Raw genomic sequence first — 24,531 nt, 5'->3', positions numbered from 1 at the left:
CTCCTACCGCTCCTCGAACTCCAGAAGCGCACCTTGGGTATCCTTCGGATGGAGGAACATCACGGGCTTGCCATGCGCGCCGATCTTCGGCTGGCCGTCGCCGAGAACGCGGATCCCATCGGCCACGACACCCTCTGCCGTTTTCGCCAGATCATCGACATCAAGGCAGATGTGGTGGAGGCCGCCCGAGGGGTTCTTTTCCAGAAACGCCGCGATGGGAGAATTCTCGCCCAACGGGTGCAGGAGTTCGATTTTCGTATTCGGCAGGGTCACGAAGACGACGGTCACCCCGTGGTCCGGCAAGTCCTGCGCGCCGGAAACGCTGGCGCCCATCCGGCGGTACTGCGCCGCAGCCCGGTCGAGATCCGGAACGGCAATCGCGACATGGTTCAATCCCGTGATCATCCCTCGCCTCCCGTGTTTCGCCGCTTGCCCTCGAGAATGTCGAGGATCGCGTTGGCTGCTTCCATGACGTTCGTGCCCGGCCCGAAAACGGCGGCCACGCCATGGTCGAGAAGGAACTGGTAGTCCTGACGGGGCACGACCCCGCCGCAGACCACGATGATGTCGCCGCCGCCTTTGCTTCGAAGCGCGGAGATCAGTTGCGGCAGCAGCGTCTTGTGCCCCGCGGCAAGCGAGGAGACGCCGACGACGTGCACCCTCTCGGCCAACGCCATCTGCGCCGCCTCGTCCGGCGTCTGGAACAGAGGCCCGGCGAGGATGTCGAAGCCGATATCGCCAAAGGCGGAGGCGATGATCTTTGCGCCGCGGTCATGGCCGTCCTGACCGAGTTTCGCCACCATCACCTTGGGCCGCGTGCCGATGCGGGCGGAGACGGCGGACAGCCGCGCGGTCAGCGTCTCCAGTTCGGGATCGCCCTTGTAGGCGTCACCATAGATGTTTCTCACGACCACAGGCTCGGCTGCATGATCGCCGAAGACCACGCGCAAGGCCTCCGAGATTTCGCCGACGGTGGCCCGCGCCCGCGCCGCGTCGACGGCTGCCTGTAGCAGGTTTCCGGACCCGGTCCGCGCAATGTCTGTCAGGGTGGCGAGTGTCGCCTGAACCTCCGAAACGCTGCGGCGACGGCGCGTCTCCTCGATGCGGCGGATCTGTCCCGCCCGAACGGCGGCGTTGTCGATATCGAGAATGTCGAGGTCATCTTCGGTTTCCAGGCGATACCGATTGACGCCGACGATCACCTCTTCGCCGCGATCGACCGCTGCCTGCCGCCGCGTTGCGGCTTCCTCGATCAACCGTTTGGGCAGCCCGTCGGCAACAGCCTTGGTCATGCCGCCCAGGGCGTCCACCTCCTCGATCAGCGTCCAGGCTTTTTCGGCAAGCTCGGCCGTCAGGCTTTCGACGTAGTAGGAGCCGGCCAGCGGATCGACCACCTTCGTCACGCCCGTCTCATGCTGAAGGATGAGTTGCGTATTGCGGGCGATCCGGGCCGAGAATTCCGTCGGAAGCGCAATTGCCTCGTCGAACGAATTCGTGTGCAGGGATTGTGTGCCGCCGAGAACAGCCGACATCGCCTCGAACGCTGTGCGCACGATATTGTTGTACGGATCCTGTTCCTGGAGCGATACGCCCGACGTCTGGCAATGGGTCCGCAGCATGCGGGACGATGCTTGCTTCGGCGCAAACTCGTCCATGATGCGCGACCAGAGAAGGCGTGCGGCACGCAGTTTTGCCGCCTCCATGAAGAAATTCATGCCGATCGCAAAGAAGAACGAGAGGCGGCCGGCAAAGGCGTCGACATCGAGACCCTTGGCGATCGCGGCCCGCACATATTCGCGCCCATCCGCCAGCGTGAAAGCGAGTTCCTGGACAAGCGTCGCCCCGGCCTCCTGCATATGATAGCCGGAAATCGAAACGGAGTTGAACTTGGGCATCTCGCGCGCCGTGTACTCGATGATGTCCGCAATGATGCGCATCGAGGGTTCCGGCGGATAGATATAGGTGTTGCGAACCATGAACTCCTTCAGAATATCGTTCTGGATGGTGCCCGAGAGCGCCGCGCGCGGCACCCCCTGCTCCTCCCCTGCAACGATGAAACTCGCAAGGATCGGGATGACTGCCCCATTCATGGTCATCGACACCGAGATCTTGTCGAGCGGGATGCCGTCGAACAGGATCTTCATGTCCTCGACGCTGTCGATGGCAACGCCCGCCTTGCCGACATCACCTTCCACGCGCGGATGATCGCTGTCGTAGCCGCGATGGGTGGCAAGATCGAAGGCGACGGAGACACCCTGCTGGCCCGCGGCCAGGGCCTTGCGATAGAAGGCATTCGAGGCTTCCGCCGTCGAAAAGCCTGCATACTGGCGAATGGTCCAGGGCCGACCGGCATACATGGTCGCGCGCGGACCCCGCGTGAACGGCGCGAACCCCGGTAGAGAGCCGAGGTGCGGAAGCCCCGCAATGTCTTCGGACGTGTAGACGGGTTTGACGGCGATTCCTTCCGGCGTCTGCCACATGAGGCCGTCGGGAGACCGCTTCAGTTCGGTCTCGGCCAGTGCTTGCCAGTCCGTCAGCGTCTTAGAACTTGCGGATGTCTTGCTCTCCGGACCGTCTGTCATCTCTCTGTCCCCGATACCTGCACCGACCATCGACGTCGCCTGCCTCACTCGAATTCGAGCACAACCTCGTCCACCGCCAGGCTGGTGCCCGGCTCGACCGCCACGCGCTTGACGACGCTGCGGCGCTCGGCCCGCAGGATGTTTTCCATCTTCATGGCTTCCACGGTCGCCAGCGGCTGACCGGCCTCGACCGTCTCGCCCGCGGAAACCATGATCGCCGTAATGACACCCGGCATGGGGCAGAGCAGCAGCTTGGACGTATCCGGCGGCAGTTTGCGCAGCATCCATCGTGCAAGGGCTGCCACCCGCGGCGAGCGCACATACGCCTTCACATCCATGCCGCGCCAGCGCAAGCGAATGGCCGAGCCGGTCAGGTCGATCTTGACGCCGACAGGTTCGCCTCCGATGACGAAGCGGGCATGGGTGGCCCCAGGCACGAAAACGCCCGCCGTCGTGAGCATGCCGCCGTCGCCGAAACGGATACAGGTCTCTTCGCCGAGCGCTTCGATCGTTGCCTCGATTTCGGTGTCGTCGAACCGTACCACCCAGTCCTTGGCCACCACCCGACGGTGATGCCCGACAATGCCCGAGATGTGCGCCGCACGCTCCTGCAGCACCTGATGCACCAGGACCGCCACCGCCGCCAGCACACGATGCGCGTCGGCATCCGGCTCGACGCCCTGAAAGCCGTCGGGAAACTCTTCAGCGATGAAAGCCGTCGTGATGTTGCCCGATCGGAACCGCTCGTGCTGCATGACGGCCGAGAGGAAGGGGAGATTGTGCCCGATGCCCTCGACCTCGAAATCATCCAGCGCATGCAACATGGTGTCGATGGCCGCCAGCCGGTCCGGGCCCCAGGCGCAGAGCTTGGCGACCATGGGGTCGTAATACATCGAGATTTCGCCGCCCTCGGTCACGCCGGTATCGTTGCGCAGAACGCATCCGCCACCGGTCGGGCCTTCGGCCGGGGGACGATACCGCGTCAGACGCCCGATCGATGGCAGGAAGTTCCGGTACGGGTCCTCGGCGTAGAGGCGGCTCTCGACCGCCCATCCGTCGAGCGTGACGTCGTCCTGCGCAAACGACAGGGCTTCGCCTGCAGCAACGCGGATCATCTGCTCCACGAGATCGAGGCCGGTCACGAGTTCCGTCACCGGATGCTCGACCTGCAGCCGCGTGTTCATTTCCAGAAAATAGAAGTTGCGTGCGCCATCGACGATGAATTCGACCGTCCCTGCCGAATGGTAGTTCACTGCCTTTGCAAGAGCGACGGCCTGTTCGCCCATGGCGCGCCGCGTCTCGGGATCGAGGAACGGTGACGGCGCTTCTTCGATCACCTTCTGGTTTCGCCGCTGGATCGAGCATTCCCGCTCTCCAAGATGAAGCACCGTCCCATGTCGGTCTCCCAAAACCTGGATCTCGATGTGGCGCGGCTGCGTCACGAATTTCTCGATGAAGATCCTGTCGTCGCCGAAAGACGCTTTTGCCTCGTTCTTCGAGGACTGGAAGCCTTCACGCGCCTCGGCGTCGTTCCAGGCAATCCGCATGCCCTTGCCGCCGCCCCCCGCCGATGCCTTGATCATGACGGGATAACCGATCTCGCCCGAAATCCGCGCGGCTTCGTCCGCATCCGCGATCAGGTCCATGTGGCCGGGCACCGTGGAGACGCCGGCTTCGGCGGCGATCTTCTTGGACGTGATCTTGTCGCCCATGGCCTTGATCGCACCGACGGGCGGGCCGATGAAAATCACGCCAGCCGCGTCGAGCGCCGCTGCGAAGGCGGCATTTTCGGACAGGAAGCCATAGCCCGGGTGAACCGCATCCGCACCGGTCGTGCGGATTGCGTCGAGGATCCGGTCGATGGCGATGTAGGACTGGCTGGACGGGGCGGGTCCGATATGCACGGCTTCATCGGCTTCGCGCACATGCAGCGCCTCGCGGTCGGCATCGGAAAAGACGGCAACGGTGCGGATGCCCATACGTCTAGCCGTGCGGATGACCCGGCAGGCGATTTCTCCACGATTGGCGATGAGGATTTTCTTGATCACGGTCTCGTCCAGTCTTGATAGGCAGTCGGCAGCGGCAGGCACGGCAATGCGCCCTCGGGCGCAATCCTAAAGCGGGATCGTGTCGTGCTTCTTCCAGTGCGTCGTCACCTGCTTGTTGCGCAGCGAGGCAAAAGCCCGCGCGATCCGTCTCCGCGAGGAACGCGGCATGATCACCTCATCGATGAACCCCCGCTCGGCGGCGACGAAGGGGTTGGCGAACCGCTCTTCATATTCCTTCGTCCGCGCCGCGATCTTGTCTTTGTCCGACAGCTCCGAGCGGTAAAGGATCTCGGTCGCGCCCTTTGCACCCATGACGGCGATTTCGGCCGTGGGCCAGGCATAGTTGATATCCGCGCCGATGTGTTTGGACGCCATGACATCGTAGGCGCCGCCATAGGCCTTGCGGGTGATGAGCGTGACCATCGGTACCGTTGCCTCGGAATAGGCAAACAGCAGCTTTGCACCATGCTTGATGACGCCGCCATATTCCTGCGCGACGCCGGGCAGGAATCCGGGGACATCGACGAGCGTCAGGACAGGAATGGAAAAAGCATCGCAGAAGCGCACGAAACGCGCCGCCTTGCGGGAGCTGTCGATATCGAGGCAGCCGGCAAGCACCATTGGCTGGTTGGCAACGACGCCGATCGTCTCGCCCTCGATGCGGACGAAGCCGGTGATGATGTTGCGGGCGAAGGCTTCCTGAAGTTCGAAAAAGTCACCCTCGTCGGCAATCGCGAGGATCAGCTCCTTCATATCGTAAGGCTTGGTGGAGCTGTCCGGAATGAGGCTGTCGAGACGGGCCTCGACCCGGGCGGGGTCGTCGTGAACCGGGCGGACAGGTGGCCTCTGGCGGTTGTTCAGCGGAAGAAAGTCGAACAGCAGCCGCACCTGTTCAAGCGCCTCGATATCGTTCTCGTAGGCCGCATCGGCGACAGAGGATCGCTTCGTATGCGTGCCAGCGCCCCCCAGCTCCTCCGCCGTCACCACCTCGTTCGTCACGGTTTTCACCACATCGGGGCCGGTCACGAACATGTAGGAGCTGTCGCGCACCATGAAGATGAAATCGGTCATGGCCGGCGAATAGACGGCTCCCCCGGCACAGGGGCCCATGATGACCGAGATCTGCGGAATGACGCCGGAGACTTCCGCATTGCGGCGGAAAACCTCGGCATAGCCTGCAAGCGAGGCCACCCCCTCCTGGATGCGTGCGCCGCCGCTGTCATTGAGCCCGATCAGCGGCGCACCGTTGCGAACGGCCATGTCCATGATCTTGCAGATCTTCTGGGCATGCGTTTCCGACAGTGAGCCGCCGAGAACCGTAAAATCCTGGGAAAAGACATAGACCTGCCGCCCATTGATGGTGCCCCAGCCGGTCACCACCCCATCGCCCGCGATCTTCTGGTCCGCCATATCGAAATCGATGGCGCGGTGCGTGACGTACATGTCGTATTCTTCGAAGGAACCCTCGTCGAGCAGGACGTCGATCCGCTCGCGCGCCGTCAGCTTGCCCTTCGCATGCTGGGCATCGATCCGTCGCTGCCCCCCTCCGAGCCTGGCTTCCGAACGGCGCTTCTCAAGCTCAACCAGAACGTCCCGCATCGAATCCTCCAACGTCATCGATCCGTTCTATGCGAAGTTTCGGCCGCCGAGAACTCTTGCCGACCGATATCCGTCGAATTCCGAATGTCAGGGACGGGTTGCGCAGGACCGCAGACGCGTCCGCCCGGATCATGCGGCCCGGGCGTGAGGCGTGTCGTCAGCCTCCAGCAGGCGGAAGCGCGCAACGAGGCTGGCAAGCAGGTCGATGTCTTCGGCGAGCTGCAGCGTGGCAGCGTTGGTTTCCTCCACCATCGCGGCGTTCTGCTGGGTCATCTGGTCGATCTGGTTGACGGATCCGTTGACGGATTCGAGCGACGCGGACTGGTCGCGGCTCGACCCGGCCAGATGATCGACGTGGCCGGCGATATCCACGATCTGATGGGCGATTTCCATCAATGCGCTGCCGGTCTGTTCGACATACTGGGAGCCTGTCGCGACTTCGGCCGAGGATTTCGCAATCAGCCCGCCGATCTCCTTGGCGGCCAGGGCGGACCGTTGCGCAAGATCGCGCACCTCCTGGGCAACAACGGCAAACCCTTTCCCGGCCTCGCCCGCCCGTGCCGCCTCGACACCGGCGTTAAGCGCGAGAAGGTTCGTCTGGAAGGCGATCGCGTCGATTGCGCCGACGATCTGGCCGATCTTGTCGGAGGCTTCGCGAATGCGCATCATGGCTGAGATCGCGTTCTGCACGATGTCGGAAGAGTTGTCGGCATTGCGCTTGGCCCGCTGCACGATGCCCTGAACGTCGTTGGCGCGACCGGCTGCGGTGCGCACGGTCGACGAAACCTCGTCGACGGCGGCCGAGGTCTCTTCCAGCGCTGCGGCCTGCTGTTCCGTCCGCTTGGCAAGGTCGCCGACGGCATCCGTCATCTGCTGGCCGTTGTAATGGATGGCGCTGGAGATCTGCCGGATCTCCCCGAGCGTTTCCCGCAGCCCGCCCACCGAGGCGTTGAAATCGTTGCGCAGACGATCGAGATGCGCGGCAAACGGCGTGTCGATCGTGAAGCTCATATCGCCCCGTGCAAGGCGCGACAGGGCCTGCGCCAGGGTTTCCACGGCAAACTGGACCTGCTGCGCCGCCTCCTGCCGCTCCGCATCTGTGTGCAAGCGGTGCGCTTCCGTCTCGCGGCGCGTCGCTTCCGCCTGTTCTTCCATGGATAGCTTGGCGAGAGCGCTGCCCTTGAAGACCGACAGGGCGCGCGCCATGTCGCCAATCTCGTCGGATCGATTTTCGCCGGTGATCGACGTGTCGAGCGCGCCATCGGCGAGCCGGCGCATGGCGGCGGTGATCTGTCCGATCGGCCCCTTCAGCGTCATCACCAGCGCCGTGCCGGCGAGCAGCGCGATAAGAATGCCGACCAGGGTGGCGCCGAGCGAAATTGTATTCGCCTGCTCACGCTCGGTGCCGGCGCTCTGCTTCTGGCTTTCGGCGAAATCCGTGAGCAATGTCCAGGTGCCATCGATCTGTGCGGCTGCGGCATCGAATTCCGATCGCTGCTTCTGCGAAAGCGCCAAGAGCGCAAGGGCGTTCGCCTCCAGCGACGACAGGACAGGCTTTGCCTTTGCCGGGAGCGCGGCCAGAACCGTATCGCCGGGAACGGCGGTTGCGAGTCCCTCCAGTTCCTTGCCATAGGCGTAAAGTGCCTGCTGCACCTTCTTGACGCCGGCGTCGTCCGGGACAGCCGCCAGTTCGGCGAAGACGACACGGATCTGGTTCGCATTGCCGACAATGGCGCGCAGCTTGTTGCCGACGCGATCCGCCTTGGCGATTTCCCCTTCGGCCGCCGCAAGGCCCGAAACCGCGTCGCGAAGCGCCTCGTCGGATGCCACCTTGATGGCAGCACCCGCACGATCGAAGGCGGTCGCGGCGGCGACGAGATCGCCGGCGAGCATCGGGTCCGTGGCAGCTTTCGTCGCGGCGTCGCCGAACGCCGCGATGGCGGGTTTCAGCGCATCGACGGAAGGGAGCGTCGTCTTGCCCAGAGCTTTCGTCGTGGCGTCNAGACCCGTCTTGACGGCCTGGATACGCTCCCCGTCGCTTGCTGCTGCACTGGTCTGCTTGGCGAGTGCTTGGGTCGCTGAACCGAGAACGCCGACCTGGTCGCGAAGCGCCTCGTCGGATGCCACCTTGATGGCAGCACCCGCACGATCGAAGGCGGTCGCGGCGGCGACGAGATCGCCGGCGAGCATCGGGTCCGTGGCAGCTTTCGTCGCGGCGTCGCCGAACGCCGCGATGGCGGGTTTCAGCGCATCGACGGAAGGGAGCGTCGTCTTGCCCAGAGCTTTCGTCGTGGCGTCGAGCGCGGTGACGACGGCGGGAAGACCCGTCTTGACGGCCTGGATACGCTCCCCGTCGCTTGCTGCTGCACTGGTCTGCTTGGCGAGTGCTTGGGTCGCTGAACCGAGAACGCCGACCTGNAAGACCCGTCTTGACGGCCTGGATACGCTCCCCGTCGCTTGCTGCTGCACTGGTCTGCTTGGCGAGTGCTTGGGTCGCTGAACCGAGAACGCCGACCTGCAGTGCCGTCTTGAGGCTGGTTTTCGCGGACTTTTCTATGGTCTTGGCCGCAGCGAGCAGGACGAAAGCCTGCTTACCGGCGGCCGCCTGAACGGCAAGCAATTCCTCCGTGCTTGTCCCGACCTCGGCCGAAATGCGCTCCCTGTCGGTCTGAAGTCCCCAGAGCGTCTCGATATTGGTCGCGATGCTGGCCGACTGAGACAGGGCGTTATCAAGGCGGGAAACGTCGGTGTCGCGGCGAAGCGTGTCCGCCATCGTCTTCAGGTTGGCGATCTCGTCGTTCAATTCCTTCCGCGCAGCGTCATGCGTCTCTGCCGACGGCTGTAGAAGGAAGCGAGACATGGCAGAAAAGACCTGCTTGAAACCGCTCAAAGACTGGAGAACGCTATTGGAGATTTCCATGCGACCCTGGAGCAGGCCAGAGGTATAGAGGCCGGTCACCCCGACGGCTGTGATGCTCAGCACGAACGGCGTGAGCAGGACCAGCACTTTGGTCTGGATCCGGATCCGAGACATCAGACGATCGATCATGAAAGGCTCCCCTACCCTGGGCGCACCGATTGATCGGTGTCTCCCGGCGCCATTCTGTCAGATGCGGATTAAAATATAATAAAACACTTACTGTCCCTGGGTCGGCTGACGTTGGCGGCATTCTCTTCTGGGAAGATACTTTCGCATTGCGGCGCAGGGCGGTTCCTGCCATTGCGACGGTGCACAACGCCTGTCCATCCGAGGTGTTTGCAACGGGAGGCGAACATGGGTTCGGACACGACCGCGAAGGGACCGCTGACGGGCATCGCGCTGGCATCGGGCGGATATGCCTGCTTTGCCCTGCAGGATGCGATCGTCAAATGGCTGGTGACGGACTATGCCGTACCGGAAATCCTGTTTTTTCGCAGCCTCGTCATCGTTGCCATTACCGGCGTTCTCGTGCGGGTGCGCAAACATCCGTCCGCCCTGCAAAGCCCGTATCGCAAGACGCTGGTGCTTCGCGCGCTCCTGATGCTGGTGGCGTGGCTGCTGTTCTACAATGCGGCCCGATCGCTCGGCATTGCGGAGCTGACGACGCTGTACTTCTCGGCGCCGATCATGGTCATGTTCCTGTCGATCCTGGTCTTGAAGGAGACGATCGGTGTGGGCCGCTGGATTGCCTGTATCGGCGGCTTCATTGGCGTGGTCGTCGCCGCAAATCCCACCCATTCCCCAAACCTGGTTCCGGCGGCCATGTGCGTCGTCGCAGGTTTCTGCTGGGCGTGGAGCACCATTCTCGTACGTCTCGTCAGCCGGAGCGAATCCACCCTGACACAGATGTATGCGACGAGCCTCCTGTTCGGCCTTGCCTGCGCGCTGTCGCTGCCCTGGGTCTGGACGACGCCGGACGCGGCAGGCTGGAGCCTTCTTCTTGTCCTCGGCCTCATTTCGGCTGTCGGCCAATATCTGCTCTATGACGGCTTCCGATACGCCCCGGCATCGGCGATCGCACCCGTCGAGTACACGGGCCTGATGTGGGCATTCGTCTACGGATATCTCATCTGGGCGGAGATCCCGGCGCTCAATGTCTTCCTTGGCGCCTTGCTGATCGTTGCGTCGAGCGCGTTGCTCATCGTCTGGGAGCGACGGGGACAGAGCCCCCGGCGCAAGCGTTCGCCCGCTTGAACGTATCAGGCCTGGATGAAGGCGAGCAGATCGGCGTTCAGCACGTCGGCATTGACCGTGAGCATGCCGTGCGAATAGCCGGGGTAGGTCTTCAGGGTCCCGTTCTTCAGCAGCTTAATCGACTTCTCGGCCGAGTCGGTGATCGGCACGATCTGGTCGTCTTCGCCGTGCAGCACGAGCGTCGGCACCGAGATGGCCTTCAGGTCGTCCGTCTGATCGGTTTCCGAGAACGCCTTGATGCCGTCGTAATGCGCCTTGGCGCTGCCCATCATGCCTTGGCGCCACCAGTTGCGCACCACGGCGTCCTGCACCTTCGCCCCGTCGCGGTTGAAGCCGTAGAACGGACCTGCCGGAACCTCGTGGAAGAAGACGGCACGGTTTGCGGCAAGGGCCGAGCGGAAACCGTCAAAAACCTCGAGAGGCAGGCCTTCCGGATTGCTGTCCGTCTTCAGCATCAGCGGCGGGACAGCGGAAACCAGCACGGCCTTGGCGACGCGCCCGGCCGGCTCGCCATGCTTGGCCACGTAGCGAGCGACTTCGCCGCCGCCTGTGGAATGGCCGATATGGACGACGTTCTTCAGGTCGAGCGCTTCGACGACGGCAAAGGCGTCGGCCGCATAATGATCCATGTCATGTCCGTCGGCGACCTGTGCCGAACGCCCATGGCCGCGACGGTCATGCGCGACGACGCGAAAGCCCTTCGAGACGAAGAACAGCATCTGTGCGTCCCAATCGTCCGATGACAACGGCCAGCCGTGGTGGAACATGATCGGCTGGGCATCCTTCGGACCCCAGTCCTTGTAGAATATCTCGGTACCGTCCTTGGTGGTGATAAAGCCCATGATGGTCTCTCCTTCAGATGCGCTTGGCTTGCGGGGTTCGCCGCAAGCGCGGTTTCATCAATCGGCAGCAGGCGAGCCTCGTCCTCGGACAACGCCCGCTCGCTTTTTTACGCCGGAAACACATCTTTGAAAGTCATGGCTGACGGTTTGGTCGACATTCCTTCTCGCAACGCACAATTTTTATCGGCCAGGGCCGGGTTGCTTCAAGCAGCCGTCAACCCTTCTTGGCCAGCTGCATGAGGGCGACCTGCTGCTGCAGGCGGCGTTGCGCCTGATCCACCACGACGGCGACGATGATGACGATCCCCTTGATGACCATCTGCCAGAAGGAGGACACGCCCATCATCACGAGGCCGTCCGACAGGATCCCGATAACGAAGGCGCCGATGATGGTGCCGCCGATCGTGCCCCGCCCGCCGGACATGGAGGTTCCCCCAAGCACGGCCGCCGCGATGGCATTGAGCTCGAACGAGTTGCCGGTGGCCGGATGCGCCGCCATCAGCTCGGACGAGATGACGATCCCGACGATCGCAGCGCAGAAGCCTGAGAACATATAGACAAACATCTTCACCCGGTTCACCCGGATGCCCGACATGCGCGCCGCCCGTTCATTGCCGCCGACGGCAAAGATCTGGCGGCCGAGCGGGACATAACGCGCAAAATAGGCCGCTGCGAGCGCGACGACGATCAGGATCCAGATCGACACCGGCAGGCCGATGATCCGGCCGGACCCGAGAAAGCCAAATCCCGTGGTCGAAAGGTCCGCCCTGCCGACGAGATTGGGAAACGTCTGTCCGTCGGACGAAAGCAGCGCAAGGCCCCGCGCCACATACAGCGTGCCAAGCGTTGCGATGAAAGGCGCAACGTTCAGCCGGGTGATCAGCAATCCGTTGACCGCACCGATCAGGATGCCGACGGCAAGCGTGATCAGGCAGACCTCAACGATGTTGAAATAGATGGTATAGCCGATTTGGAGGTCGATGCCGTGAAGGATCAGGCCGCCGGCCACCATGCCGCAGAGCCCGACGATGGAGCCGACCGAGAGATCGATGCCGCCGGTGATGATGACGAAGGTCATCCCCATGGCGAGAAACGCGTTCAGCGCGACGTGCTTCGACATCAGGATGATGTTCGCGGCCGAGAGGAAATTCGGCGCGAAAGCCGAGAAGAACGCGATGACGGCGAAAAGCGCGATGAAGGTGCGCAGCTTCATCAGCGTCAGAAGAAGCGAGCCGCTGTCTGCTGTCGCTGCCGGTGTCGTTGTGGTGGCCGTCGTCATGGCGCGAAGTCCCCGCTGCTCTGTATGGATTTGTGCCCGATCGATGCCGCCTGCACGATTGCCTCCTCGGTCGCCACCGCCCGATCCAGGATCGTGGTGATGCGACCGTTGCTCATCACGGCAATGCGGTCCGACAGCGCCATGACCTCCTCGAGGTCGGAGGTGGAAAACAGGATGGCGAGCCCCTCGCCGGCTAGCCGGCGCATGGTTCGGAAGACGTCGGCCTTCGCGCCGACGTCGATCCCGCGGCTTGGTTCGTCCATCAGCAGGACCTTTGGCTTTGTCATCAGCGCCTTGCCGATCACGACCTTCTGCTGGTTGCCTCCGGACATGGAGGTCACCTCGAAATCCGGATTGGGGGCCTTGATGGCGAGATCACGGATCGCCTCGGACACCGCGGAACGCTCGCGCTCACCCGTGATATGGACCTTGAAGCGCGCAAACCGGTCGAGGCTCGCCAGCGTGAGATTGGCGGCGATCGACAAGACCTGAACCAGGCCCTCGCGTTGCCGATCCTCGGGAATGAGTGCGAGGCCGCGCCGGATACGGGTCGGCGTGTCGCGCGCGGCGATCTCCTCGCCATCGATGAAGATACGGCCGGTGGCATGCGGATGATGCCCCATCACGCATTCGAAGAATTCGCTGCGTCCGGCTCCCATCAGTCCGTAGATGCCCAGAACCTCGCCGGACCGGACCGTGATGGAAAGATGGTCGACCGCAAGCCCGCCCGTCCGCCGCGCAAGCGAAATGTCCTCGGCGCGAAAGGCTTCGTCGCCCATCGTGTGATTGACGGATTTCGCGAAATCCTTGGCATCCGAACCGATCATCGACCGGACGATCCATCGGGTATCGATGTCCCTGACAAGCGCCTGGCCTGTGATCCGTCCGTCTCTGAGAACGGTGATATGGTCGCCGATGCGCATCAGCTCTTCCAGGCGGTGCGAGATGTAGACGATCGCCACGCCCTGTGCCTTGAGTTCGGCGATCACCTTGAACAGGATATCCACCTCGGCCGCCGACAGGGCCGAGGTCGGCTCGTCGAGGATGAGGATGCGCGTGTCGAGCGACAGGGCCTTCGCGATCTCCACCAGTTGCTGCTGACCGATCGGAAGGTCTTCGACCATGGCCTCGGCGCGGATGCCCGCGTCGAGCCGGTCGAGGAAGGTATTGGCCTTCGCGATCTGCGCCTTGTGATCGATACCGGTCAATCCGCTGACGATCTCGCGCGTGACGAAGATGTTTTCGGCCACGGACAGGTTGCCAAAGAGGTTGAGCTCCTGGAACACCATGCCGATGCCGTGTTTCTGCGCGTCGGCCGGAGAGTGAAACTCGACCGGTTTGCCATCGAGGAGAATCCGCCCGAGCGAGGGACGTTCGACACCGGCGATCATGCGCATCAGCGTCGATTTTCCTGCACCGTTCTCGCCCACGAGCACGTTGACGGCTCCGCGGCGCAGAGCAAGACTTGCATTCTTGACTGCGACGATGCCGGAATAGACCTTCGTCACATCCTGCAGTTCGAGGATGATATCGTCCTCAACCCTGATGGTCGGTTGGAGGGCCATCGTCATGGGCCCAGCGTGATGGTAACAGGCGTCAGCAGCGGCAGCTGGCCTTTGGCCGGCACGGGAAAAGCTCCGACAGCCTCGACCGTCTTGCCGTCCAGCCCGTCGCGCGGCAGCGCCTGCAGCACCTGCGCGTTCAGGTGTGCATTGAAGGCCTTGCCGAATTCGGCCCACTGGATCTGGTTCTTGAACTGGTTGAAACTGACGAAGTCGAGACTGTCACGGATCGCCGTTCCCTTGATGACGGGACCGATCTGGATGCGCACATCCGCCTTGCCGTCGCCGTCGATATCCGTGTCGAGGGTGGCCGCTCGGGACGTGGTTTCGGCCTTTACGATCCGCCCCGAAACCTTGGCGGCATAGGTCCAGGGGGCATTGCCCTCCTTTTCCTTGTGTCCGTATTTGGCAGCGGCCGCCTCCGCATCGGATGCGATCAGCGCTGCGACCTCGCCGTAGGGGCCGGCTTTGGACGTGAGATAGGGCACCACTTTCGGCGCCCAGAGTTCGCTCGCCTGCCGCTCGGGATTGAACCCGCCGCTCGCGACCTCTGCGGCCTCCTCGGCTGTGGGCGTCTTGATGATCTTGCAGCCGGGCAGGACCATGAGAATGGCCGAGGCAAGGCAAAGCGCGGCAGCGGCGGGATAACGCGGCATTCCGTCAACTCCGGATGAAAAAGGTGCGGGCGGTGCGCCAGGACGAACCGCCCGTTTCAGGAAGGCGCGATCAATCCTTGAGCGCGAAGGTCTCGAGCTTGTCGGCATTGTCGGCGTTGATCAGCACGCAATCCATCAGCTGCTTTTCTTCGGCCGGGCCCTTGCCCGTCTTGATGTAGGCGTCTGCCTGCTCGACCGCCATCTGGGCCTGGGCATAGGCCGGCTGCATCACGGTCGCCTTGATGCCGCCCGACTTGATGCTGTCGCGAACGTCGTTGGAGCCGTCGAACCCGACGACGATGACGTCCTTGCGATTTGCGGCCTGCAGGGCGGCGATCGCCCCCATTGCCATGGTGTCGTTGCCCGCGATCACGCCCTGGATATCCGGGTTGGCCTGCAGGATGGTCTCCATCTTGGAGTAGCCTTCCGTCTGGCTCCAATTGGCAGACTGCTGGGCAACCATCTTCAGGTCGGGATATTCGTCGATGATGTCGTGGTAGCCCTTGGAGCGAATGCCGGCATTCAAGTCGGCCTCGCGACCGAGCAGCTCGACATACTTGCCCTTCTCGCCCATCAGTTTCACGAACTCTTCGGCGCCGAGCTGTGCGCCCTGGTAGTTGTTCGAGACGATCTGGGAGACGGCGACGCCGGTCGCGTTGATTTCGCGGTCGATCAGGAAGGACGGGATTTTTGCGTCCTTTGCCTTCTGGACGGCGGCGATCGACGCTTCCGAGCCGGCATTGTCGAGAATGATGGCTTTCGCACCACGGCCGATGGCCGTGTCGATCAGCTGCGACTGCTTGTTGGCGTCGTCGTCGTGAACGAGGACGAGCGTTTCATAGCCAAGTTCCTTCGCCTTGGCTTCCGCCCCGACAGCTTCCGCCTTGAAGAACGGATTGTCGTGGCTCGGCGTGATGATGGCGATGAGATCGGCTGCACTGGACGGCATGGCCGTACCGAGCGCAAGAGCGCTGGCAAAGGCAGCAAGGATCAGTCCGCGTGTGAATGTCATGTGTTCCTCCCGGTTGTTGGTTGTAGCGCGGGCCCGCCTCCCTGCGGTCCCGTATCGGTTGAGCGAAGCTGCCCTTTTTCGGAGCAGCATCGGCCGTGCCTGACGGTCTCAGGTGATCCGCCGGATACTCTCTGCGATCTCCTGGGGCTCGAAGACCTTCTTCCAGTCGTCGCGCATCAGCGCGGGGATGCCGAACTCGATCGCCTTGTTGCAGGCATCCGAGAACACACCGTCCACCTCCTTGAAGATCACGGCGCCGAGCACGTTCATGTGGCCGAGCAGGAAGTCGCGCGCTGCCTGTTCCGGCACGCCGCGCTTGACGCATTCATCGAGCGCTTGGCTCATGACGACGAGCAGCGAGGCGCAGACCGTTTCCGACAGGCCGGGCTCGAGGATCGCCATCTGCTCGACCGTGACCCGGTGCGACCGCATCACCGGCGCCCAGATGGTCTTCGCCACTTCCTCGCCAAGCGTATAATGCGACTCGGGGCCCTGCATCAGCGCGGAAACGATGTGCTGCTTGGCGGCTATCCCGCCAAAGTGATCCTTTTTCGCCGCCATCTCCGTCTCGTCGTTGAAGATGGGGGGATGGCAGGGATGCGTGACGAAATAGGTGATGTCGGCGCGCTCCGGCAGATGGCCGGCAAAGGGCGCGGCCGCGTCGAGCACCACGACCATGGTGCCGGGGGAAAGCTTGTCGACGATCCCCGAGGCCACCTTGCCGATCGCCGTGTCCGGCACGGCAAGAACCACGACCTCCGCGCCGTCGAGCGCTTCCTCGACGGGAAGGCATGTGAGGCCGAGATCGGCCTGGAGCCGCGCACGACCGGCTTCGCTCACCTCCACAGGGCGGATGTCGAAGCGCGAGCCGATGAGGTTGCGGGCAAGCCTTGTGCCCATTTTGCCGCCGGCGCCGAAGAGTGCAATCGATGTCATGTGTGCTGATCCCGTTTAGTCACCGCATCTAAGGGCAACTGGTATAATGAGTCAATGATCATTTCACATGATGTCATAGGGAGCTTTGCGAGGATGGCGGTTATGCGTTGCCCTTTGAGCAAAGATCTCTTTGCGATCGTCGGGCGATCTCGCTAAACCCCGGAGCATCCTGGTTTTGCGCCACCTGGTATCCGGACCGATGACATGCTCGTCTTTCTCGACTTTGAAGCCTCGTCCCTCGGCAAGAAAAGCTTCCCCGTAGAGGTTGCCTGGGTCTTTGAAGACGGTACGTCCCGCTCACATCTGATCCGCCCTGCGCCCGATTGGCAGGACTGGTCTATGAAGGCGGAGCACATTCACGGCCTGACGCGCCGCCGGCTCCACGCGGAGGGGACGCCCGTCGCAGAGGTCGCGCGCGAGATGATGGAAACGCTCGAGGGGCACGCCCTTTATGCCAGCGCGCCGTCCTGGGATGGGAAATGGCTCAGCGTATTGCTGCGTGCCGGAGGTTTGCCGCGGCACGCCCTGCGTCTTGCGAAATCCGACGATGTCTTTCTGGCGCACGCGCGCAGCATCATGGACGAGACGTTTACGCGGCGCGAGATCGCCGCATTCGTCGCAGAGATGATCGAGCAGACCGAGCCCGCGCAACCCGTGCATCGGGCGCTGGCCGATGCGACGCTGGAACACACGCGCTGGCTCAACATCCGGGAGGCAGCAGCCAAGGCTGTCGAGGCGCGCCGACAGGCCGCGCCCTAAAGCGCGTTGCGTCAAAAAGGTGTCACGCGACGCGCTTTAAGGGTCTTGTTTGGATGCATGTCGTTTCCCGAAGCCGCTGCACGCTGTCGGGCGACATGCATGAGCGACGCCGGTCAGGCGACGGCGCGTGCGTTTTCCGAATGCAGGTCCGCGGGTCGCCCGGCCTCCGTGAAGACCCGGTTTCTCCCCGCCAGCTTCGCCCCATAGAGCGCGCGGTCGGCACGAGCCACGACCTCGTAGATGCTGAGATCGTCGAGGCGCGTTTCGGCAACGCCGAAGCTCGCCGTCACCGGCCCTGTGTGCGGCCAGTCCGCCGATCCGATCCTGGTCTGCAGACCCTCTGCGACATGGGCAGCGGCGGAGACCGTCAGTCCGGGGAGGTACAGCACGAACTCCTCGCCGCCGAAACGCGCGAGAACGGCATCCCCCGCATGCCCGTCGACGAGGATCTGAGCGACCTTGGCAATGACGGCATCCCCGGCGGCGTGACCGTGCCGGTCGTTGATATTTTTGAAGTGGTCGATGTCGCAAACGATCACTGCGCCGGCGCGCGTCTTCTGTCCGGCGAGCCGGTCGAAACCACGCCGATTGAAGAGACCGGTCATCGGATCCCGGTCGGCCACGTCCTTGTAGCGACCGATGACCTCCAACGTCACGCAGCCAAGCGCCGCAAAGGCCAGCAGAAGGCCGATGAGCGTGCTCGTGGAGTGCATAAAGAAGGCGTAGGGCGACGCCAGAAACGTTTCGAAGTCGGCCGGATTGCGGTTGAGAACGATCATGACGACGTTGCGGATCAGCGCGTCGCCGATGACCATGAAAACCACGGCGAGTAGCAGCCGCTCCGCCGCGCCGCGCGCGTGCCGAAGGACGGCAACGGCCGGCACGCCGAGGCAGAGCGAGGTCAGGACATCATTGGCCGAAAGCGCGAGCGTCGGGTTTTGCAAAACGAACGTCGAGACGACCGAGGCGACGATGCCGACCGCGACGATTGCCACGCGCGGGACGATCGGCAGGGTTCGCCGGAATTGTCTTAGCAGCCCCTGCCCGTAGAAGCTGAGAGCCAGCAGGAAAAGCGTATCCGCGATCAGTGCGCAAAAGGGCCCGGGAAAAGTCGTCGACAGGATCGGCATGACGAAACCGAGAGCAGCGGCCAGGTAGCCGAGACCCCACCATGGCGCCGACCGCGGCTCATGGCATGCGACGAACAGGAACGTCAGCCCGAAGACACAGAAGATGACCGGTAGAAGAAAAGCAAAATGATCCATGTCAGTTCCGGCCGCTGATCCCCGAGGGCGCCGTGGCCTCTCGAAGGTCGCGCGCGGACGCGTTTGTGCGTTTGTACTGACGTTAGATACCCCGCTTTAACAGCGGGTAAACATATTGTCCTACGCACAAATTCGTCGGGGCAAAACCGCCGCCTTCGGTACGGCCTGGCCTGTCCATGGCAGACGGCAAAGGTCTGGCCAGCGGATGTTGCCCACACTGGGACCAGAAAAACAACGGCGACCTGATCCTCATGGTCCCTTGGATGCCGTTCGGCAAAAACGAAAACGCCGGCTGGGACGCGTTCCGAGCCGGCGTTTTCGCCATGGTCTCTGTCAGCCGTGGCTGACCTGCGTCATCAGTCCCTGCCAACGCCGAGCTTGTCGATCGTCGACATCAGCAGATCGGCGCAGGCCTTTGCGGGCTCGTCGTCTGCGCATTTCAGGTCGATCTTCACGTCGTCCGTTTCGATGCGGTAATGCGCAGCCTTGGACGGCGGCGGCGGACGGTGGCCGTCAGGACCGCGGTGCCATTTGTCGCCCCGCATCGCCTCTTCCGGTCCGCGCGGACCACCCGGCGGCGGCGGTGGCGGCGTCATGGCCTCGGCGGCTGCCGGCGGCGCGGGCGGCGGCGGCGGCGTATCCTGAGCAGAAGCTGCGCCTGCAGCGAGCGAGAGGGTAAATCCGGTCAGAAGAAGAAGGCGCTTCATAGGAGATCCTGTTGTTGAATGCCCCCCTCAACGCCGCGTCCGATATTTTGTTCAGTAATAACATTCTGATTTAGGCATAAATTCGCCTAGCAACGTCTGAAGGTCGGCCCACGGCAAAGCAGCAGGCCGGCAGACTGCGTCATGCCTGCAACGCGCGTTCGAAGATGCGCGTGAGCCGTTCGGCAAAGGCGCGGGGGTCGGCAGGCTTGTCGCCATCGAGGACGCGCGCCTGGTCGAGAAGGAGCAGAGCTGCATCCTCCTTCAGGGCAGCACCGTCAGCCTTGGCGGCAATCGTCTTGACGAGAGGGTGCGTCGGGTTGATTTCGAGGATCGGCTTGGCCGAAAGCTCGAGACGGCCAGCGCCCTGGAGGATCTTCTCCATCTGTCGGTCGTAGCCGCCCTCTGAGGCCACCAGGCAGACGGCGCTTTCCGTCAGACGGTCGGATGCGCGAACGTCCGAAACCTCGCCGGAGAGTTTCTCCTTGGCGTAGGCGATGAAGGTGGCGACATCGGATGACGGCGCGTTGTCAGGTGCCGTTTCCCCGTCCGCTTTGGTGAACTGCGCGAGATCGGCAGCACCCTGCGTGATCGACTTGAACGTCTTGCCTTCGAACTCGCCGGCCATCATGACCCAGAAACTGTCGATCTGGTCCGTAAGAAGCAGGACTTCCACGCCCCGCGCGCGAAAACCCTCAAGCTGCGGAGAGGCTCTCAACTGCTCGAGACTGGTGCCCGTCAGGTAATAGATCGCCGCCTGTTCAGGCTTGGCGTCGGCCACATATTGCTTCAGCGAGCGGATCTCCCCGGAAGAGGCGGTCGTCTTGAAACGGGCGAGCGACAGAAGTTGCGTCCGCCGTTCGCCATCCTCGTAGATCCCCTCTTTCAGCACCGCGCCAAAATTTTCCCAGACCTTCCCAAATGCCTCCGCATCGCTTTCGGCGAGCTTTTCCAGCGCGGTGATGATGCGGCTGGCAACGCCCTTGCGGATCGCGGACAGGATGGGACTTTCCTGGATCATTTCGCGCGAGACGTTCAACGGCAGATCGGCGGTATCGACGAGACCGCGAACGAAGCGCAGGTAGCGCGGCAAAACGTCGGCCTCATCGGTGATGAACACGCGCTTGACGTAAAGCTTCATATGGCCCTTGCGGTCCGGATCGAACATGTCGAACGGCTGCGCGCCGGGGATATAGGCCAGCGTCGTGTATTCGTGGCGTCCTTCGGCCCGGAAGTGCACGGTCAGGGCCGGCTCGTCGTACTGTCCGGACAGGCTCCGGTAGAAATCGGCGTGATCTTCCTTGGAGATGTCATTTTTTGCCCGCGTCCACAGCGCCGTTCCGTCGGTGAGTTGGGCGGGTTCTTCGCCCGGCTTGTCGACGATCGCGACCGGCACGGGCACATGGCCGGACTGTTCTTTGACGATGCGTTCGACCGACCAGCGGGTGGCGTAGCTCTTGGCATCTTCCATGAGATGCAGCGTGATGCGCGTGCCGCGCGCCGGCGCGTCCGCAGGATCGACCGCGCTCACGGTGTAGGCGCCCTGCCCGTCCGAGGACCAGAGCCACGCCTCTTGCGACCCGGCGCGCCGCGAAACGACGTCGACACGATCGGCGACCATGAAGCAGGAATAGAAGCCGACGCCGAACTGGCCGATCAGCTGAGCGCCCTCGCCAGCCTTGTTAGCTTCGATCCGCTCCATGAAGGCGCGCGTGCCGGAACGCGCGATGGTGCCGAGCGCCTCGATCAGCTCCTCCCGGCTCATGCCGATGCCGTTATCCTCCACGATCAGGCGGCGGTTGTCCTCGTCGAGCGTCAGCGTGATGCGGCTGTCCGCATCGCTCCCCAGAAGCTGTGGTGCGGCGATCGCCTCAAAGCGCAGCTTCTCGCAGGCGTCCGCCGCATTCGAGATCAGCTCGCGCAGGAAGACGTCCTTGTCCGAGTAGACCGAGTGCACCATCATATGCAGAAGGCGCGACACGTCGGCTTCGAAAACATGGCTCTCGGCGGGGCGTTCCGCATCAAGGTTCGTCATATCTCATCGTCTCCGTCATGACCGAAATTTCAACGACCAGTTGGCGAAGATTCCGTGCAGATTCAAGATGCTTGCAAAGGGCATCCGCGCGTTTCGCAGGAAAATATGCAGGCGGCGTCCCGGGGTGTCGCCCCGGAACGCCGTGCTTTCGTGTTTCGAGGTCTGCCGCGCGCGACGCTTACGGCTGCGGCGGCTGGGGAGTGCTGGCGTCTCCGGGTGCGGCACCGGGCCCTGCGTCAGGCTCCGGTGCCGCACCGGACGGAGGCGCCCTCCCGGCTGCGGGGCCATCAAGCGCAGCTGCGTCGGCAGGGCCGCCCGCGGGTCCGGCATCGGACAGCGCACCGGGCCCCCGCTTCGGCCCGTCTTTCGGCCCCTGCAGCCCCTTCGGACCATGCTCATGATGCGGAGGCCGGCCCGCCGGACCCAGCGCCTCGACCTTGCCGTCCGGATGGACCAGGAAGCTCGCATGCAGGAAACCGTCGTCGAAGCGGCCCTGGACGCTGACCGCCTCATCGATCTTGACGAGCTTTCCGTTCTCGCCGGAAGGGCCGGTTTCCACCAGGGCACGACCGCTTGCGTCCTGGAGCACGAACTTGTTGCCGAAAATCTCGGCCACCTGGCCCTTGATGGTGACCAGGTCACCGTCGGGCATCGCGGAAATGGCGACCGGTGCCATCGGCGCCATCTCGATGCTCGACTTGGCGAGCTTCATAGCACCCGCACCGCCGGCGACACCAAGCGCGAGGAGGGCAATGCCTGCCACACCGGTGAGGGCCAGCCGCGGCGTCCGCCTGCGACGCGACGGGGAGGCAGGGGTGGGCGCAGCGGCGTGGGTCGGCTCGTGGGCAGCGGTCAAGGTTTCTTCGTTTGACATCGTCGTCTCCTGTGATGTTGACGAGGTCCTTCTAGCAAGACCGCCCCACCGGCAGCCTGAACCCTGCGGTTCAGCTTGAGTTAAGCCGGCGCGCCCTATGTCCTCTGCATCAGCAGCAGGAAACGGTTTCATGAGAGTTCTTCTGGTCGAGGACGACGCCGATCTGTCGCGACGCATCGCCACGAGCCTGCGCGCGGAAAGCTTCGTCGTCGATGTCGCGACCAACGGCGAGGATGCAGAGCATGCAGGCCTCACGGAAATCTTCGATATCGCGGTGCTCGACCTCGGCCTGCCGCGCAAGGACGGCATCTCGGTTCTCAAAGCCTGGCGGGATGCGGGCCGGACCTTTCCGGTGATGATCTTGACGGCGCGAGACGGATGGCCCGACAAGGTAGCCGGCTTCAAGGCCGGCGCCGACGATTTCATGACCAAGCCGTTCAAGGTCGAGGAACTCGTGCTGCGACTGCGGGCGCTCGTTCGCCGCGCTACGGGCCATGCCGCGTCGCTGGTGACGTGCGGGCCCCTGGTCTTCGATGCACAGCTCGGCACCTTCGAGCTGGATGGCCTGCCCCTGAAACTGACCGCACTGGAATGGCGGGTGCTTTCATGCCTTGTCCTGCGCAAGGAGATCATCGTCGACCGACGCGAGCTGATCGAGCGGGTCTATGATGGCGATGCCGACGTCGACTCCAACTCGATCGAGGTCATCGTCGCCCGGCTGCGCCGGAAGATCGGGGCGGAACGGATCGAGACCGTCCGCGGGCGAGGCTACATGCTGACGGCCGCGGCATGATGCTCCCATCCCTCCCCGCCCGTTCCACCATCGCCGCGCGCCTCCTTACCTTCTCCATGTTGTTCGTCACCGGCATCCTGATCATCGCCGCGGGCATCCTTTGGTGGATCGTGGCAGGTGTCGTGCGCGAACAGATCGACCAGCGGCTCGACACGCAGATCGAGGCCCTGCGTGGCACGCTGTCCATTGCCCCCGACGGATCCACGGCGCTCGGCGCGTCTCTCGACGGGCCGCCTTTCGATCGCGTCGGATCGGGATGGTATTGGCAGGTGACCGGACATGGCGCGCGGCTCACCTCGCTCTCGCTTGCGGGCCGCACGATCGACCGTCCTCCTCGCCCGGTGCCCAACCGCCATCGTCCCGGCACCAACCCGATGCCGCTTCCCGACGCCGCGAGGGATGGCGGGATGGATCTGCATGTGCGGACCGCCGAAGCGCATATCGGTGATCGTGTTTTGCAGATCACGGCGACCGCGCCCCAGTCCGCGTTGAACGATCCGGCGCAAAGGGCCCTGTTCTGGCTGATACCGGCGATGACGGTGCTCGGGATCAGCCTCCTCCTCGGCACGTTCCTGCAGGTGCGCTTCGGCCTGCGTCCGTTGCAGCGGTTGACGCGCGATGTCGCGCAGGTCGCGGCGGGATCGCGGGAAAGGCTGCCGGAGGTGGAGGCAAGAGACCTGCAACCGGTCGCAAACGAGATCAACCGGCTGATCGCGGTCAATCTCCAGCGCCTAAGCGATACCCGCCTGCATTTCGCCAACCTCGCGCATGGCTTGAAGACGCCGATCGCCAGCCTTTCGCTGGCGCTGGATGACACCAACGATCCTGACGGCGAGATGCGCCAGCTGGTCGGACGGATCGACACGCGCATTCGCCACCATCTGGCGCGGGCACGCAAGACGATGTCCGGCGCGGGCATGGCTGCCGCGACCCTGCTTCAGCCCAGCCTTGCCGACCTCCTGCAGATCATGTCCCGCATTCACGCCGAGAAAGGTCACCACGTCACCTGCGAGGTCAAAGACGACATCGCGGTTGCCTGCGCTTCGGACGATCTCGAGGAGGTGCTCGGCAACCTGATCGACAACGCGTTCAAATGGGCGCGAAGCGAGGTCGCCATCTCAGCGGCCGTCGAGGATCGCATGGTTGTCGTGCGCATCGCGGACGACGGACCGGGCATCGCGGAGGCCGAACTGGCAAGCGTGTTCCTGCCGGGCATCCGTATGGACGAGACCGTCCAGGGCGACGGTTTCGGCCTGACGATCGCCCGGGAGATTGCGGACATCTACGGCGGCGGGATCGCCCTCGTAAACCGCCCGGAAAGCGGTTTGGCCGTGATCCTTCGCCTACCCCGAGCTGCATCTGCGTCACCGCCTGACCGACAGCCGAGCGTTTCCCCTGGGGGATAGAAGCG

Annotated in this window: 19 protein-coding genes and 2 pseudogenes; 5 read left to right on the top strand and 16 right to left on the bottom strand. The window is 63.5% G+C overall.

All coding sequences use genetic code 11. From position 1 onward, the window contains the following. Window positions 1-3: 3 nt before the first annotated feature. The 6 genes and pseudogenes from mce to ASG25_RS23275 form a co-directional block, all read right to left on the bottom strand. Window positions 4-405 carry a methylmalonyl-CoA epimerase gene (mce, locus tag ASG25_RS20600; RefSeq protein ID WP_062478771.1) on the bottom strand — a complete coding sequence of 134 codons (402 nt, stop codon included), beginning with the start codon at window positions 403-405 and terminating at the stop codon, window positions 4-6. Beyond that, window positions 402-2,582 carry a methylmalonyl-CoA mutase gene (gene scpA, locus ASG25_RS20595; protein ID WP_062478768.1) on the bottom strand — a complete coding sequence of 727 codons (2,181 nt, stop codon included), beginning with the start codon at window positions 2,580-2,582 and terminating at the stop codon, window positions 402-404. The genes mce and scpA overlap by 4 nt, the downstream gene beginning before the upstream one ends. A gap of 44 nt (window positions 2,583-2,626) precedes the next feature. Next, complete coding sequence (locus tag ASG25_RS20590; RefSeq protein WP_062478765.1) at window positions 2,627-4,630, bottom strand: acetyl/propionyl/methylcrotonyl-CoA carboxylase subunit alpha; 2,004 nt, start codon at window positions 4,628-4,630, stop codon at window positions 2,627-2,629. Between the two features lie 66 nt (window positions 4,631-4,696). Continuing rightward, window positions 4,697-6,229: an acyl-CoA carboxylase subunit beta gene (locus ASG25_RS20585; protein WP_062478923.1), complete on the bottom strand. Its 1,533-nt coding sequence runs from the start codon at window positions 6,227-6,229 to the stop codon at window positions 4,697-4,699. 129 nt (window positions 6,230-6,358) lie between these two features. Next, window positions 6,359-7,546, bottom strand: coding sequence for a HAMP domain-containing methyl-accepting chemotaxis protein (locus tag ASG25_RS23515; RefSeq protein WP_280136451.1), 1,188 nt, complete (start codon window positions 7,544-7,546; stop codon window positions 6,359-6,361). 1,102 nt (window positions 7,547-8,648) lie between these two features. Next, window positions 8,649-9,278 (bottom strand): annotated as a pseudogene (locus tag ASG25_RS23275) (methyl-accepting chemotaxis protein); the annotation flags it as partial. 225 nt (window positions 9,279-9,503) lie between these two features. Between ASG25_RS23275 and ASG25_RS20575 the strand changes: the two are divergent. Next, entirely contained in the window at window positions 9,504-10,403 is a 900-nt protein-coding gene (locus tag ASG25_RS20575; protein ID WP_062478758.1) for a DMT family transporter, read from the top strand. Window positions 10,404-10,408: 5 nt separating this feature from the next. On the opposite strand, the gene ASG25_RS20570 is transcribed toward ASG25_RS20575, so the two are convergent. The 6 genes from ASG25_RS20570 to ASG25_RS20545 all read right to left on the bottom strand — a co-directional run bounded on the left by ASG25_RS20570 (window position 10,409) and on the right by ASG25_RS20545 (window position 16,690). Beyond that, complete coding sequence (locus ASG25_RS20570; protein WP_062478754.1) at window positions 10,409-11,245, bottom strand: alpha/beta hydrolase; 837 nt, start codon at window positions 11,243-11,245, stop codon at window positions 10,409-10,411. A gap of 214 nt (window positions 11,246-11,459) precedes the next feature. After that, window positions 11,460-12,524, bottom strand: a complete 1,065-nt coding sequence (locus ASG25_RS20565) for an ABC transporter permease (protein WP_062478750.1) — start codon at window positions 12,522-12,524, stop codon at window positions 11,460-11,462. Further along, window positions 12,521-14,095, bottom strand: a complete 1,575-nt coding sequence (locus ASG25_RS20560) for a sugar ABC transporter ATP-binding protein (protein ID WP_244479459.1) — start codon at window positions 14,093-14,095, stop codon at window positions 12,521-12,523. The genes ASG25_RS20565 and ASG25_RS20560 overlap by 4 nt, the downstream gene beginning before the upstream one ends. After that, window positions 14,092-14,742, bottom strand: coding sequence for a DUF2291 family protein (locus ASG25_RS20555; RefSeq protein WP_062478744.1), 651 nt, complete (start codon window positions 14,740-14,742; stop codon window positions 14,092-14,094). The genes ASG25_RS20560 and ASG25_RS20555 overlap by 4 nt, the downstream gene beginning before the upstream one ends. A 70-nt stretch (window positions 14,743-14,812) precedes the next feature. Continuing rightward, entirely contained in the window at window positions 14,813-15,754 is a 942-nt protein-coding gene (locus ASG25_RS20550; RefSeq protein WP_062478741.1) for a D-ribose ABC transporter substrate-binding protein, read from the bottom strand. 108 nt (window positions 15,755-15,862) lie between these two features. Next, a complete protein-coding gene (locus ASG25_RS20545) occupies window positions 15,863-16,690 on the bottom strand; it encodes a phosphogluconate dehydrogenase C-terminal domain-containing protein (protein ID WP_062478738.1) in 828 nt (275 codons plus the stop codon). A 204-nt stretch (window positions 16,691-16,894) separates the two neighbouring features. On the opposite strand from ASG25_RS20545, the gene ASG25_RS20540 reads away from it, so the two are divergent. After that, the gene (locus ASG25_RS20540) at window positions 16,895-17,449 is read left to right on the top strand and encodes a hypothetical protein (protein WP_062478735.1); all 555 of its coding nucleotides are present in this window, start codon (window positions 16,895-16,897) and stop codon (window positions 17,447-17,449) included. A 113-nt stretch (window positions 17,450-17,562) separates the two neighbouring features. Here the strand turns inward: ASG25_RS20540 and ASG25_RS20535 are convergent, their stop codons facing one another. After that, entirely contained in the window at window positions 17,563-18,714 is a 1,152-nt protein-coding gene (locus tag ASG25_RS20535; protein ID WP_062478732.1) for a GGDEF domain-containing protein, read from the bottom strand. Between the two features lie 176 nt (window positions 18,715-18,890). On the opposite strand from ASG25_RS20535, the gene ASG25_RS22910 reads away from it, so the two are divergent. Continuing rightward, entirely contained in the window at window positions 18,891-19,061 is a 171-nt protein-coding gene (locus tag ASG25_RS22910) for a hypothetical protein (RefSeq protein ID WP_156379883.1), read from the top strand. A 9-nt stretch (window positions 19,062-19,070) separates the two neighbouring features. Here ASG25_RS22910 and ASG25_RS20530 read toward each other — a convergent pair whose 3' ends face one another. The 3 genes and pseudogenes from ASG25_RS20530 to ASG25_RS20520 form a co-directional block, all read right to left on the bottom strand. Next, window positions 19,071-19,421, bottom strand: coding sequence for a hypothetical protein (locus ASG25_RS20530; RefSeq protein WP_062478730.1), 351 nt, complete (start codon window positions 19,419-19,421; stop codon window positions 19,071-19,073). Between the two features lie 139 nt (window positions 19,422-19,560). Next, a complete protein-coding gene (htpG, locus tag ASG25_RS20525) occupies window positions 19,561-21,453 on the bottom strand; it encodes a molecular chaperone HtpG (protein WP_062478727.1) in 1,893 nt (630 codons plus the stop codon). A 400-nt stretch (window positions 21,454-21,853) separates the two neighbouring features. Then, window positions 21,854-22,327 (bottom strand): annotated as a pseudogene (locus ASG25_RS20520) (DNA-binding protein); the annotation flags it as partial. A gap of 130 nt (window positions 22,328-22,457) precedes the next feature. On the opposite strand from ASG25_RS20520, the gene ASG25_RS20515 reads away from it, so the two are divergent. Beyond that, window positions 22,458-23,120 (top strand): response regulator transcription factor, encoded by a 663-nt coding sequence (locus ASG25_RS20515; RefSeq protein ID WP_062478725.1) that lies wholly within the window; start codon window positions 22,458-22,460, stop codon window positions 23,118-23,120. After that, window positions 23,117-24,526, top strand: coding sequence for a HAMP domain-containing sensor histidine kinase (locus tag ASG25_RS20510; protein ID WP_062478722.1), 1,410 nt, complete (start codon window positions 23,117-23,119; stop codon window positions 24,524-24,526). Before ASG25_RS20515 ends, ASG25_RS20510 begins: the two co-directional genes overlap by 4 nt. Window positions 24,527-24,531: the final 5 nt, after the last annotated feature.

Origin of the sequence: Rhizobium sp. Leaf384 (genome assembly GCF_001424065.1) — a bacterium.
GTDB lineage: Bacteria > Pseudomonadota > Alphaproteobacteria > Rhizobiales > Rhizobiaceae > Ferranicluibacter.
Note: the sequence above shows the minus strand (reverse complement) of the source record. Positions and strands in the feature narration are given on the sequence as shown.

Bases quoted from the DNA above. Each gene is read 5' to 3' on its own strand.
- mce (WP_062478771.1), bottom strand. From the start codon at position 405: ATGATCACGGGATTGAACCATGTCGCGATTGCCGTTCCGGATCTCGAC.
- scpA (WP_062478768.1), bottom strand. From the start codon at position 2,582: ATGACAGACGGTCCGGAGAGCAAGACATCCGCAAGTTCTAAGACGCTG.
- ASG25_RS20585 (WP_062478923.1), bottom strand. From the start codon at position 6,229: ATGCGGGACGTTCTGGTTGAGCTTGAGAAGCGCCGTTCGGAAGCCAGG.
- ASG25_RS23515 (WP_280136451.1), bottom strand. From the start codon at position 7,546: ATGACGCTGAAGGGGCCGATCGGACAGATCACCGCCGCCATGCGCCGG.
- ASG25_RS20575 (WP_062478758.1), top strand. From the start codon at position 9,504: ATGGGTTCGGACACGACCGCGAAGGGACCGCTGACGGGCATCGCGCTG.
- ASG25_RS20570 (WP_062478754.1), bottom strand. From the start codon at position 11,245: ATGGGCTTTATCACCACCAAGGACGGTACCGAGATATTCTACAAGGAC.
- ASG25_RS20565 (WP_062478750.1), bottom strand. From the start codon at position 12,524: ATGACGACGGCCACCACAACGACACCGGCAGCGACAGCAGACAGCGGC.
- ASG25_RS20560 (WP_244479459.1), bottom strand. From the start codon at position 14,095: ATGACGATGGCCCTCCAACCGACCATCAGGGTTGAGGACGATATCATC.
- ASG25_RS20555 (WP_062478744.1), bottom strand. From the start codon at position 14,742: ATGCCGCGTTATCCCGCCGCTGCCGCGCTTTGCCTTGCCTCGGCCATT.
- ASG25_RS20550 (WP_062478741.1), bottom strand. From the start codon at position 15,754: ATGACATTCACACGCGGACTGATCCTTGCTGCCTTTGCCAGCGCTCTT.
- ASG25_RS20545 (WP_062478738.1), bottom strand. From the start codon at position 16,690: ATGACATCGATTGCACTCTTCGGCGCCGGCGGCAAAATGGGCACAAGG.
- ASG25_RS20540 (WP_062478735.1), top strand. From the start codon at position 16,895: ATGCTCGTCTTTCTCGACTTTGAAGCCTCGTCCCTCGGCAAGAAAAGC.
- ASG25_RS20535 (WP_062478732.1), bottom strand. From the start codon at position 18,714: ATGGATCATTTTGCTTTTCTTCTACCGGTCATCTTCTGTGTCTTCGGG.
- ASG25_RS22910 (WP_156379883.1), top strand. From the start codon at position 18,891: ATGGCAGACGGCAAAGGTCTGGCCAGCGGATGTTGCCCACACTGGGAC.
- ASG25_RS20530 (WP_062478730.1), bottom strand. From the start codon at position 19,421: ATGAAGCGCCTTCTTCTTCTGACCGGATTTACCCTCTCGCTCGCTGCA.
- htpG (WP_062478727.1), bottom strand. From the start codon at position 21,453: ATGACGAACCTTGATGCGGAACGCCCCGCCGAGAGCCATGTTTTCGAA.
- ASG25_RS20515 (WP_062478725.1), top strand. From the start codon at position 22,458: ATGAGAGTTCTTCTGGTCGAGGACGACGCCGATCTGTCGCGACGCATC.
- ASG25_RS20510 (WP_062478722.1), top strand. From the start codon at position 23,117: ATGATGCTCCCATCCCTCCCCGCCCGTTCCACCATCGCCGCGCGCCTC.